This window comes from Lysinibacillus canaveralius, from assembly GCF_047301505.1.
Classification (GTDB): domain Bacteria; phylum Bacillota; class Bacilli; order Bacillales_A; family Planococcaceae; genus Lysinibacillus_B.
Map to the genome: position 1 here is coordinate 3,244,343 of NZ_CP154840.1, position 12,652 is coordinate 3,256,994.

Annotated in this window: 12 protein-coding genes; 1 reads left to right on the forward strand and 11 read right to left on the reverse strand. The window is 41.7% G+C overall.

Annotation, left to right across the window (positions count from 1 at the left end):
- Window positions 1-70: 70 nt before the first annotated feature.
- The 6 genes from AA0Y26_RS16380 to AA0Y26_RS16405 all read right to left on the reverse strand — a co-directional run bounded on the left by AA0Y26_RS16380 (window position 71) and on the right by AA0Y26_RS16405 (window position 7,423).
- Window positions 71-3,217 carry a DNA translocase FtsK gene (locus AA0Y26_RS16380; protein WP_413363155.1) on the reverse strand — a complete coding sequence of 1,049 codons (3,147 nt, stop codon included), beginning with the start codon at window positions 3,215-3,217 and terminating at the stop codon, window positions 71-73.
- Window positions 3,218-3,436: 219 nt separating this feature from the next.
- Window positions 3,437-4,051, reverse strand: a complete 615-nt coding sequence (ytpR, locus tag AA0Y26_RS16385; RefSeq protein WP_413363156.1) for a YtpR family tRNA-binding protein — start codon at window positions 4,049-4,051, stop codon at window positions 3,437-3,439.
- Window positions 4,048-4,863 (reverse strand): DUF1444 domain-containing protein, encoded by an 816-nt coding sequence (locus AA0Y26_RS16390; RefSeq protein ID WP_413363157.1) that lies wholly within the window; start codon window positions 4,861-4,863, stop codon window positions 4,048-4,050. Before AA0Y26_RS16390 ends, ytpR begins: the two co-directional genes overlap by 4 nt.
- 88 nt (window positions 4,864-4,951) lie before the next feature.
- Window positions 4,952-5,470 carry a hypothetical protein gene (locus tag AA0Y26_RS16395; RefSeq protein WP_413363158.1) on the reverse strand — a complete coding sequence of 173 codons (519 nt, stop codon included), beginning with the start codon at window positions 5,468-5,470 and terminating at the stop codon, window positions 4,952-4,954.
- A 125-nt stretch (window positions 5,471-5,595) separates the two neighbouring features.
- Entirely contained in the window at window positions 5,596-6,114 is a 519-nt protein-coding gene (locus tag AA0Y26_RS16400; RefSeq protein WP_413363159.1) for a DUF84 family protein, read from the reverse strand.
- 232 nt (window positions 6,115-6,346) lie between these two features.
- Complete coding sequence (locus tag AA0Y26_RS16405) at window positions 6,347-7,423, reverse strand: M42 family metallopeptidase (protein ID WP_413363160.1); 1,077 nt, start codon at window positions 7,421-7,423, stop codon at window positions 6,347-6,349.
- 178 nt (window positions 7,424-7,601) lie between these two features.
- On the opposite strand from AA0Y26_RS16405, the gene AA0Y26_RS16410 reads away from it, so the two are divergent.
- Complete coding sequence (locus AA0Y26_RS16410) at window positions 7,602-7,919, forward strand: hypothetical protein (RefSeq protein ID WP_413363161.1); 318 nt, start codon at window positions 7,602-7,604, stop codon at window positions 7,917-7,919.
- A 72-nt stretch (window positions 7,920-7,991) separates the two neighbouring features.
- Here the strand turns inward: AA0Y26_RS16410 and AA0Y26_RS16415 are convergent, their stop codons facing one another.
- The 5 genes from AA0Y26_RS16415 to dat all read right to left on the reverse strand — a co-directional run bounded on the left by AA0Y26_RS16415 (window position 7,992) and on the right by dat (window position 12,626).
- On the reverse strand, window positions 7,992-8,858 hold the full coding sequence (locus AA0Y26_RS16415) for a YtnP family quorum-quenching lactonase (RefSeq protein WP_413363162.1): 867 nt from the start codon (window positions 8,856-8,858) through the stop codon (window positions 7,992-7,994).
- A gap of 99 nt (window positions 8,859-8,957) precedes the next feature.
- Complete coding sequence (trmB, locus tag AA0Y26_RS16420; RefSeq protein ID WP_413363163.1) at window positions 8,958-9,614, reverse strand: tRNA (guanosine(46)-N7)-methyltransferase TrmB; 657 nt, start codon at window positions 9,612-9,614, stop codon at window positions 8,958-8,960.
- 66 nt (window positions 9,615-9,680) lie between these two features.
- Entirely contained in the window at window positions 9,681-10,607 is a 927-nt protein-coding gene (locus AA0Y26_RS16425) for a diacylglycerol/lipid kinase family protein (protein WP_413363164.1), read from the reverse strand.
- A complete protein-coding gene (locus tag AA0Y26_RS16430; RefSeq protein ID WP_413363165.1) occupies window positions 10,604-11,602 on the reverse strand; it encodes a nuclease-related domain-containing protein in 999 nt (332 codons plus the stop codon). Before AA0Y26_RS16430 ends, AA0Y26_RS16425 begins: the two co-directional genes overlap by 4 nt.
- Before the next feature lie 172 nt (window positions 11,603-11,774).
- A complete protein-coding gene (gene dat / locus AA0Y26_RS16435) occupies window positions 11,775-12,626 on the reverse strand; it encodes a D-amino-acid transaminase (RefSeq protein ID WP_413363166.1) in 852 nt (283 codons plus the stop codon).
- Between the last annotated feature and the right edge of the window lie 26 nt (window positions 12,627-12,652).

The following is a 12,652-nucleotide window of genomic DNA, read 5'->3' on the forward strand; positions in this document are numbered from 1 at the left end:
GACTGTTCTATTATAGCATTTCTTAAGAGGAACGCTACTTGAGGGACTTTTCTAACTTTTCTGAATCCCCCTATTCAAACATCGAAATAATATCGGATTCCGTAATAAATACATCTCGCGGCTTGCTGCCCTTCTGTTCAGAGACGAAACCGTGCCGCTCTAACATATCGACAAGTCTTGCTGCCCGGTTGTAACCGATTTTATATCGACGCTGGATAGATGAAGTCGAAGCCGTGCCTTGCTCGAACACATAACGGCATACTTCTTCAAATAATTCATCCTGCTCCTCCACAACTTCCGCTTTTTTTAATAACTCATCATGCTCAAACATGTATTCCGGCTCACCCTGGTCGCGTACATAAGCGATAATATCCTCGATTTCATCATCAGTCACAAACGTTCCCTGCAAACGGACCGGTGCCGGCATACCATTGCCTAAGTAAAGCATATCTCCCCGTCCAAGTAATCTTTCTGCACCCTGCATATCTAAAATTGTACGCGAATCGACAGCAGATGATACCGCAAACGCAATACGCGTCGGGATATTCGACTTAATCAAGCCCGTTATGACATCAACAGATGGCCGCTGTGTCGCTACAATCAGATGGATACCGCATGCACGCGCCTTTTGGGCAATACGGCAGATAGCCTCCTCTACATCAGCAGGTGACATCATCATAAGATCTGCTAATTCATCAATGACAATTAAAATATATGGCATCTTTTGTGCGTACTGCCCAGCCTTTTCTGCCTGCTGATTGAAACGTGTAATATCTCTTACTCCTGCGTGCATGAAAAGCTGATAGCGTCTTTCCATTTCCTCAACGGCCCACTTCAGTGCAGCAGTCGCAGCTTTTACATCTGTAATAACTGGGCTGACAAGGTGCGGAATATGATTGAATGGCGCCAGCTCTACCATTTTCGGATCAATAAGCATCAGCTTTAGCTCATGCGGATCTGCTTTGTAAAGAAGGCTGACAAGAATTGAATTGATACATACTGACTTTCCTGAACCTGTCGCTCCCGCTATCAAACCATGCGGCATTTTCCGAAGGTCGATTGTAACTGGCTGTCCTGTTAAATCAAGACCTAGCGCCGCCTCAAGCGGCGATTCAGATTCCTGGAATCCATCACTATCCGTCACTTCCGATAAACGCACAGCACGTGCTACACGATTTGGGATTTCTATCCCGATGGAATGCTTACCAGGTATCGGCGCATCAATCCGAATATCCCTTGCTGCAAGGGCCAGCTTGATATCATCTGCCAAGCCGCGTACCTTGCTCACTTTTGTACCATGGGCCACTGTAATTTCAAATTGAGTAACAGCCGGTCCCTGGACAATAGATACGATTTCTGCGTCAATATGGAAATAAGAAAGAGCCATGATTAGCCGTTCTCCCTGCTCATCCATCCATGCCCAATCCTCTGTTTTTTCTTCAGGAGGTGCTAGGAATGATAACGGTGGTTTTTCATAATGACGGCTAAATTTCAGCTCTGTCTGCTCTTCTTGCACTTCCACCGTCGCTGCTGTCTGTTGTTCTATCTCATGGCCTGGAAGGTTTACAGGAGGTACCTGCATAGGTTTATCTTCAGCCTCTTGCTCTTCTGCTGCAGCGTGCAGCAGACGTTCCACTTCATCACCCTGCGGCAGTACACTTCTAGTATTTTCTGCTTCCTCTTCTTCTAAAAGAACAATCGGTAACGGTTTTGGTGTGTTTTGACTTACCTCTTCTTGTTCCTCAACCAATTGCATACTTGCAGACTCTTCTTTTTCAGTTAATTCTACAATATGCTCCACTTCAGCAGCTGTCTCTTCTCTTTCCAAAACGGCTACTGCATTAGAAGCTGACTCCATAGCGATTGCCTTGTCCATATCGTTAGCCGGGATAGACAATACAGTATCTTGCTCCGAGTGAACGTCTTCTCGGAATGGTTCAGACGTCTCGTTTTTTGTTTCTTGTTCTTCTTGCCTTTTTTTTCGCAGCTGCTCTTGCAAAATTTCTTTTGCAAGCATTTTTTTCTTATCTGAGTTTAGCATGAGTACATTGAAAGGAAGGCGGCTCCCCGCTGAAGCGGGCTTTGGCTCTTCCGGTTTGACTTGTACAAATTCATTTTGCTGTGCTTGCTCTACATTTAATTGACCGATATGAATTGTAGAGTTTTCGATCTTAACATGCTTTACTTGTACATCTGATAATGCATCAGAGGACTCTTGCGGCTCTTGTTTTTTAGCTTCAGGGATTGACCCATGGACCATTTTTTCTTCTGATACTTGATTTACAGCTTCCTCTACTGTTTCAATGACAATCAAGGAATCGTTTTCCTCATAAAGAGCCGGATCTACTTCGACTGGCTTTTCATTTTCTTCTATTCCTTCTATTGTTAAATCAATTGTTTTTGTATATGGCTCATCCAGCATCGCCGCTGCGGCTTCAACTGGCTCTTTCTCTGCAATTTCTTCCACGTACAAATCTGCTGTTGCAGATAGTTTTTCGTTCTGCTCCTCTTCATTGCTGAAGAATTCACTAAATTCTCTAATATGCAATGGCTGATCCATTTCCGCCATATTCATTTCAACAGGCATTATAGTTCTTTCTTCTGCAGTTTCTCCTGTTTCCGCCTGTTTTTCTGCCATGAGCTGTTCAATCAGCTTTGGTTTTTGAAAACCATGAACCGGGGATGGAACTTCCGTCGGAACAAAACGCTTACGATTTTCTAATGGATTTATAAATTCCCGATTGACCTCTTTTTCATCCAGTATAGGTTTTTTCGGTGGCAGCTCCCGCTTTTCTTTCTTTGTGGCAAGCGCTCTCTCCTCTTTCTTTATCGAAAGCTTTCGGGCCCCTCTCGGCTGGCTGCGAATCACATTCGAATGGCCCGTACGCTGCTGTCTACGTTCCAGTAGGTCCCGGATACCTTGAACCTCTACATCATATACTTTGGAGTTGGCGTGCTGTAAATGCTTTGGTAGCTCAAGCGGCTTTTCCTCACCGGATGATGATGTATGTGCAGCCTGTGTTTTATGGGTCTGCTTTGGTGCATGGGGAATAATTTCCTCATCTGCAATTAATGGAAAGCGGAAGGAAGATTTTTTCTCCTTTGGCTGCTCTTCCTGATACTCCTCAAAATCTTCTTCTACGTATTCTTCATATTCATCATATTGTTCATTATCATTATGAAATAATTCATTAATTTTCTTTTTAAACCAGTTCATTTCGTATCACTTCTTTCTACTTAAAGGCATAGCTCTTTTATTATAAAATAAATTTCACGTTCACACCTCATAAAAACTGCGTTTACGAAAAAATACATAGTATTGCTTAATCCAATTCACATATAATTTAAACAAATTTTGTAATCAGAAGAATATCATACCTTGGAGATATTAAAAAAACCAGCATGGAGGTAAAGTTCTCCTGCTGGTTTGACCTTGTTATTGTGCTGGAACCTGGAAGGCTGCACCTACTTCAGCGTTATCTTCCAGTACAAGAATTCCCTTTTCCTGCGGAGCATCCGGAATAGCTAATTCACGAGCTGAGCAAAGCATTCCGAATGAATCAACCCCACGTAAATTTCCTTCTTTAATTAACAATCCTGAAGGCATTACTGCCCCGATTTTTGCTACTACTACTTTTTGACCGGCCTCGACATTCGGAGCACCACAAACAATTTGTAATGTCTCGCTGCCGACGTTTACTTTACAAATACTTAATTTATCTGCGTTTGGATGCTTTTCTTTTTCTTCTACTTGTCCAATCACGAACTTTGGAGAAAAGTCTACATTCAACGTTAGTTCTACATTATTTTCATTCAATGCCGCTGTTAACTGCTCTACTAATTCAGGCGTTACTTCGACATTTCCTTGTACATCAAGTTTCACATATTTGCTTGCATTAAATAGATTGAACCCTTTCACTTCGCCTGTTGCTTCTTCTTTCAGCAGGGCAAAGTCTCCTTCTTTCTCTACAACTGTTTTTTCGATTGCTTCATTTGATAACTGGACTAATAATACATCTCCAACATGCTCTCTGTTATACGCTAAGTTCATTTTTTTTCTTGCTCCTTTGACACTTTGTTTTTCGCTAAGATAAAAATTGGTTCAAGCTCTCCGTCCTCATATACAAAGGACAGCGACGTGATCGGCACAGTACCTACTGCAAAATAATGCATCGTAAGCTGTGCTAATACATCATAACCTACTTCTGAGCGAATATCACCTATAATCAGCACATCCTGATGAGGTACAGATACAGTCATATCGCCCTCAATTTTAGCACTCATCTCTTTCAGGAAACCCTCGTTCAAAATACGGCTTGCATCATAGCCGTCATTATGATTGATAAAATAGAAGATGCTGCCTGCTACTTCATCCTTCTTATATTCTGTTGGCAGCTTTTTTACGGAGAAACGTGCCGCTTCTCGTACCTGCTCTGCTGTTACATTTAATTTCGGCAGCATAGACTCATCGATCAAGCGGTATGTCGTACCTAGATCTAACGCATAAAAAATACGTGTTTCCGCAGTATGGTCTGTCGTTACAAACGTGTGCCCCTCTTTAGAAGTCTGTGCGAAAGAAGTGGAGCGGATGATAGGATAAACCTGAGCGAGACCGCCAAACCCTTCCTGCTGTTCACGCTCCATCGCTTGGAATGTCTGCTCGATTGTGTAGACGACCTCTTCAATCGCTGCTTCTTTTTTCTGTGTATATTTTGCCAGAATTTCAGGTAATGAAATATCCATTCCTCGTTCTAGTGTCTTATGTTCAAGACGCACTTTGTCCTTTTCTTTATCAAATGTCCAATCAAACCGGTCTTCTCCGAGTCTTTTTTTCAGCTCTTCTACTAGCTGTGGTGATTTCATTGAGATCACTTCCTTACATAGAAATAACGGTTCACTACTGTGAACCGTTGTGTTTAAAAGTATTGTATCAAAAAACTGCCGTCTTGTATTATTTTTGCACTTGTACTGATCGTACAATTTCCATCATTTCAGCCAATTTCTCGTCAATTTTCTTCCCTTCGGCCATCGTTGTCATCTTGACACCGCCACTGGATACGATCAGCTCATAATCTTTTTCTCCGTGTTCAATCACTGCCGTGAATCCAAATGCCTCTTCAAATTCAAACGTCTCTTTTTCTACAATATTTAAACTTGTATCATTTACAAGATTGTCATAATGCAGACGGCTATCTTCCGCTTCTATCGTGTTGACAAATAAAATAAACGAGTCTCTCCCCTTTGTGAAGATGTAGTTCATTTCATTTGCCCCTTCTTCTACTTTATAGGCTGGTGGTACATATACATTAATTTTGCCGATTTCTGTTGTTGGGGCTGGTGCTTTCGATTCAAATGTAGTAGCTGCTGATGCAACTCCCTCTGTAATCTGCTCTTCAATTGTTTTGCCGCATCCTGCCAGCATAATTGCTACTACTGCCATCAGGACTAAATGAATCCATTTCCGATTCATGTCATTTCCTCACTTTCTTTCTAGTCTTTCTTACAGCACCCGCAGGAACTTTTCTAACTATCTCCTGTACAGGGGAGGGATAGTTCATTTGAGGTGCTCTTGGATACCTTGATATAGTATTTACTTTATTGTTTCATCTGATAGCGTACTTGTCCTATCAGCAATGTCACGATATGTTCAAACATTTCCTTACGGTCTACCAATCCATCTGTAAAGATGCCGATCGCTCCCGAGTGCTGGCGAATATCCTTTGTTTCTGTAAATATATCCATGACAGGTCCAAGCTCTTTTCCAGCATGAAGCTGCCCAGCTATTTCTTCCGGTAAAACAAAGGATGCGCCGGAACTTGAAATAACCGGACCATCCTTAATAGCAACAGCCCCCCAGTTGCAGCAGTAAATTTCTCCATCCAATTCATAAACGCCGCCCTCAAGCCCAAAGCTTAAATCCGCATTTGTTGCTTTTCTCGCATTGACAGCACGATTGATGGCTCCCTGGCGTGTTTCTGCATCGGAAAATGGCTGATCCGATACACCGGAAGGTACGCTAATATATTCAACGTCTATATTTTCAAAGTATTTTTTAGCGACTTCTTCTACCGCTGCGGTTTTTGCTTTGTTTTTTGTTCCTATTGCAATCAGCAATATATTCAACTCCCATCCATTACGCCTCAGCATCATTACATCCAAAAGTTTTACTTTCTTTCTCCAGGCCGTATACTCTGCTCATAAGGCACCTACATACTCTTTCATACCGCACTCAATAAGATAATAGAATGCTGCAAAAAAAATAAATTTTATCCAATTTTAAATTATATCACCTTTTATAGGACGTGTGAAATAGAAAAAGGTGCCCTTATTGAGCACCTTTACCTACTTATACGTTAGCGCGGATTGAATCAATTGTAGATTTATCCGCAGTTTGTACCAGCTTCACGAGCAATTCTTTTGCTGCTGCATAATCATCTATATGGATAATAGAAGCAGCTGTATGAATATAACGTGAGCAGATGCCAATTACCGCTGAAGGAATACCATCGTTTGCTGTATGAACACGTCCTGCATCTGTTCCTCCAGGGGAAACAAAATATTGATACGGGATATTACTCGATTCCGCTGTATCCAGGATGAACTCGCGCATACCTCGATGTGTCACCATCGTTCGGTCAAAAATACGCAGGAGCGGCCCTTTTCCTAACTGCCCAAATTGATTTTTATCTCCAGATGTATCATTTGCCGGAGAAGCGTCTAGTGCAAAAAATAAATCCGGCTGAATCATATTGGCAGAAACTTGTGCCCCTCGAAGGCCTACCTCCTCCATTACATTTGCTCCCGAATAAAGATGACTTGCTACTTTTTCATCCTTTAATTCCTTTAGCAGTTCAATGGCAAGTCCGCATCCATAACGGTTATCCCAGGCTTTCGCCATAATTTTCTTTGGATTAGCCATTGGTGTGAATGGACAGACCGGAATAACGGAATGCCCTGGTCGAACACCCATCTTCATTGCGTCTTCTTTATCATCTGCTCCAATATCAATCAGCATGTTTTTAATATCCATTGGTTTTGAACGCTCTGCATCTGTTAAAAGGTGCGGAGGAATAGAAGCAATTACCCCCGGAATTTCCCTTTCCCCTGCATACACAGTAACACGTTGAGCAAGCATTACTTGGTTCCACCAGCCGCCTAGTGTCTGGAATCGAAGCATCCCATTTTCTGTAATAGAAGTAACCATAAATGCTACTTCATCCATATGCCCTGCCACTAAAATTTTCGGTGCATTTTCATCCTCTGCATAGCGGACTCCAAAAATACCGCCTAAATTATCCTGAATAATTTCATCTGAATACTTTTCCAGCTCTGTGCGCATAAAATTACGTACTGCTCGTTCATTGCCGGGTGCTCCCGGTAGCTCTGTCAGCGTTTGAAATAACTGCAATGTCTCTTGATTCATCAATCCCCAACTCCTTATTGGTAATATGGCTTTTTTATTATAGCATGATTCCAGAATATTTCGTATTTCGAAAAAGATTCTTTATTGTTAAGTAAGGAAGTTGAGGAACGCCCCTCACTTTTTACAAGTTTTTTTATGTATGATAAAGTAAATAAGAGAAATAAAGGAGGGACTTACGATGAAATTACGTGATTTTATGTTGGGTGTAGTAACAGGATTGGCTGCAGCAGTCATCATTAAAGAAGTAACAGAAAAAGTGTCACCTTACAAATCCGCAAACGAAATCTTAGAAAATATTAAAGCGGACTTTAAAAAGGATTCGCCAATCGACGGCTCCTGGATCTATATGAAGATCGAAAACTTTTCAAATGGCTTTACAGAAGTCCCTGTTTACCGTGGGGGCATTTCCCGTCTAAATAATGGCGAAATGGAAACATATGAATTTGCAGCAGATGCAAGAACTGGCGCTGTTGTGGACTTACAATTAGTGAGCTAATATGTAAACTGCCTGCCGCTTCACAAAGGCAGACTTATTAAAAAAGCGCTCCCTTCACGGGAACGCTTTTTTTTAACTAAATTGGATTAATGCCTCATTCGAGCGCTTCACGCTGTCGACTATTTCCTTTCCGCTTGCATCCCACTGAACCATACGATAATAAGCATCATGGTAGAAAATGAATTTATAGCCGTTTTCAAGTGCTTCTTTCATGATACGCTCTTTGGCAAATACGCTTGTCATCGGATAATCATCATAGGCAAGCACCCACAGCGGGTTTTGATGGGCATGTGTAGGCATGATATCTGCCATGTGTACAAGTACTTCACCATTTTGTTCTAGCTTAATGATAGCATGCCCCTCGCTATGACCGCCTGTATGAATCATTTTAATTCCAGGCGCCACTTCTAACTCGTTCTCAAAAGGCTTTACGAGATGCTGTACAGGCTCCCAGTTTTCTTTCCAATATGTGTTGCGTGAACGGATATTCGGGTTACGCATTTCGTCCCATTCAATCTGCGTCACGTAGATATCAGCATTGGGGAAAGTAGGCACGAGCTGTTCTCCCTCCCAATATGTCAATCCGCCTGCATGGTCAAAATGCAGATGAGTCATCAGCACAGCATCAATGTCTTCAACTGAAAGACCAACTTCTTTCAAGCTTTCAAAAATTGTCGATTCTTCAGATACACCAAAATTACGAAGCTGCTTTTCATTCAGTTTGCCGAAGCCGACACCTGAATCGATTAAATAATTCTTGCCTTCATACTGGACCAAAATTGGTTCACATGCCAATTCAATCTGATTCTTTTCGTTTACTGGGTACTTACGTGACCATAACGCCTTTGGTACGACGCCAAACATGGCACCTCCGTCTAAAGCCGTTACACCCCCGTTGAGCCACGTAAGTTTCATGTTGTGAAATAAAAGTTCATCCATCCTAAAATCCCCCTACTCTTCAGTTAGTATCAAGCTGCGATTTTAACCGATTGACTGGTTCTGCATCAGGATTTCGACATAAAATAACAAAGTAACTTTTTAAAGTTCTTGTTTTGTCAGAAACTGACTTTCCAGCCGATAGATCGGCTGCCCCTTCGCGGAAAACTTTTCTTCATATTCCGTCATAATGTTATCTTCAGGCATTTCCGCATGCAGGTCCAGTGATACATAGTTTAGACGCATGCCATAATGATTCATGCTCACTAATGAATACTCGAAAAGCCCGCGGTTATCCGTCTTGAAATGGATTTCTCCATTCTCGATTAAAAGCGACTCATATAATTTCAGGAAACCTTCATGCGTCAAACGACGTTTTGCATGTCGTTTTTTCGGCCAAGGATCCGAGAAATTCAAATATACGCGACTTACATCGCCCTTTGTAAAGTACTCCTGTAACTTCGCCCCATTTACTTTTAACAGGCGTAAGTTTGCTGGCTTTTCTGCTTCAACAACCCGCTCCAATGCACATACGATCACACTATCGAATAATTCAATTCCGATATAGTTAATGTCAGGATTTTGCTTCGCCATACCTAAAACGAATTGGCCTTTTCCTGTGCCTACTTCAATATGAACAGGATTGTCATTACCGAAAACTTCATGCCATTTGCCTTTATAATCCTCAGGGTTTGGAATGATGACATCTGGATGTGCCTCTATATACTCCGCAGCCCAAGGTTTATTTCTTAATCTCACTTCATGTTCCTCATTTCTATAAAATACATATATACGTCATTATAGCGTAATTCTCTCTAATTTGCTTTAGGATGACACTATTTTTGCTATTTTCAATGCCGCCTTCTTTGTTGTTACATGCAGCTGTAAAGTATGATTGTAGAGGTCTTCACCGTCTGCATGGCATGGCAAAGTCCGGTTATAGCGGAGTGTAAAGCATTCTCCCGTTATCTGCTCGACCCCATTTATTCGCGTATGAGCCCCGAAAAACACACTCAGGAACATAAGAAGGAATTTTATTCGTGATAAATTATGTACAATTGTTGCTTCTAATTTTCCGTCATTTATTGAGGATTTCGGGGAAATCTTCATACCGCCTCCAAAGTAAGGCTGATTACTTACAGTAGCAAACCACACCCTATCAAACGTATAGATATCCCCGTCGCAATTGACTGATAAGGAAAAAGGTTTGAACCTTGCCAAACCCAAAACGACATAATATACATAGGCAAGTTTCCCAACCCCGATTTGATTGAAACGCTTTTTCATCTCTGAACGATTTGCTTCCAGCCCAACAAATGCATCAAAGCCCACTCCACAATTATTGACAAAGAACTGCTTACCTGTATATTCGGCCATCCCTAAATCTACATATTGCATCCTGGAATTTTGCAGATAGGCTTCAATTTCTGATGCATGATAAAATGCTCGGAATCCACGGGCAAAATCATTCCCGGACCCGGCAGGTATATTTCCAAGCAAGATATATTCACTGCCTGCGCACCCATTGATGACTTCATGGATTGTTCCGTCTCCACCTATTACAACAAGCAAAATACTGCACTTTTCTTTTGCTGCTTTTTCAGCCAGCTCATAGGCCAGCCTATACGCATGTTCAGGATAACCTGTTACATGCATATCATACGATACTGTCAGGTTATCCCTTAACCTCTGCCATACGCGCCTGCCCCTTCCATTGCCCGCAAACTCGTTAATGATGAACACCAGTCTCACTTTTCTTTTGATTCCTCCACACTCCAAATATCACGATTAAATGATGTGGTTTCTGCCGATTTCAAAATGGACTGGGCAGCACGAATTTGCATGTGCTTCATTGGAGAAACAGAGCGCTTCAGCTGCTGCATCCATTCAGAGAACTTGCGCTTATCAACAAACTGAACCCCGTATACAGAACCAGGATAATCAATATAACCGTTACGTGACAAAATCACCTTTCGGACCGGCATGTCAATCCCTTCCTGTTGGAACAACTGGGACACAATGGATTCTGTTCGAGCTAAATCAATCATAGGACTAAGCGTCTTCTTCTCGTTCTTCCCTATCTTTTTCGTCCAGAAGCGTTCGCCGCTTCCTACATACACGGCATGGTTTTCTTCTTCCAGCACCTTCACAATATAGCAGTCTGTCGGTGTTAAAATAAGAATATCCAGCTCAATTGGCGCCTTTTTTATTCGTAAAATCGGCAAATAGAATACAAGATAGCTGTCCGGCAGTCCCTGCAGCATTGTACGTAACAGTGAGTCCCTCATGAACTTAGGATCTACATACGATTTCTCACGGACTGTAGAGCTCGCCCATTTTAATTGAAAATGGAAAAACTGATCAATAAACATGCGTTTTAATTCTTCCAGCGTCTTTGGATTGTAGACGATGTTTGGTTCAAAATGAAGCATTGTTTCTTCGTCATGAATATAGTCTTCGTCCAGCTCGTTGGAGACATCTACCGTTTCTACATCCTGTTCCTCTTCTTCTTGCTGCCGCTGGTTCGGCAGGAACTTTTTTAAAAAGGAAAAGCGCGGTTTTCCGATCGTCTCCTCTGCTACTTCTGTCTCGATATGTTCCCAGCGTTGTATTTCTTCTCCTGTCTCCCATTGATGCTTGACACGTTCCCATTGATTTTTCTTTAAGCGGACAAATTGGGTCGGATAACGAGCCAGGTCAATTTGATAGCGTGAAATATAATCCTGAAGCTTCACTAATTGAGCCATATACACACTCTCCATTTTTTTCTAGTTGTTATTGAGCTTTATTGTACATTAGAAAAACAAAGCTCGCACGAAAATAATATGAATCATTTACACTTGTCTATGTAAATTAGAAACTTTCAATCTATAACTACAGAAAAAAATAAGGGCAGCCAGCATAGCCGCCCCCTATTTATTACGCATTGATTGATTGTGGGATTTTCGTATCGAACTGTGCTTGCAGTTTGCGAGTCCATTCACCCGGTTTGCCGCCGCTAATTTCCTGACCGTCAATATCGATGATTGGCGTTACTTCTGAAGTAGTAGAAGATACGATTACTTCATCCATCGCCAATAATTGTTCTTTCGTAAATGCCTCTTCTTTTACTGGCAGACCAATTTCCTCGGCACATTTTATGATAACTTGGCGTGTAATTCCATTCAAAATTAAGTTATCAGCCGGATGTGTATATAAAACGCCATCCTTTACACCATAAATATTCGAAGAGGAACCTTCTGTTACTGTTTCACCACGGTGCAGGATTGCCTCATAGCAGCCTTTTTCATGAGCTTCCTGTTTTGCAAGCACCGCACCTAATAGATTAAGTGACTTGATATCGCAGCGAAGCCAGCGAATATCCTCTACAAATGTTGCTCTCACACCATTTTCAAAGTTAGCCACTGGGCGTGGGTTCTCTTTTGCATTGCCTGTTAGGACTGGCTGCACATCATCACAAGGGAAGATGTGATTACGCGGGCAGGCACCGCGCGTAATTTGGAAATAAATATGACCTGTATTGATTTCGTTTGCCTCTACTAGCTGATGAAGCAATGTATATAATTTATCCTTTGTATATGGAATCGTAATTTTAATTTTCTCTGCACTCGCGTAGAAACGGTCTACGTGTTCTTCCATTGTGAATAACTGACCATTATATACCTTAACAACTTCATATACGCCATCACCAAACTGATAGCCGCGATCTTCTTTGTCTACCGCAACTTCTTTGTCCGCTACGATGCGGTCATTCCATAAACTATAGCCCACCTGTATTCATCCTTTTCTCTTCGTAT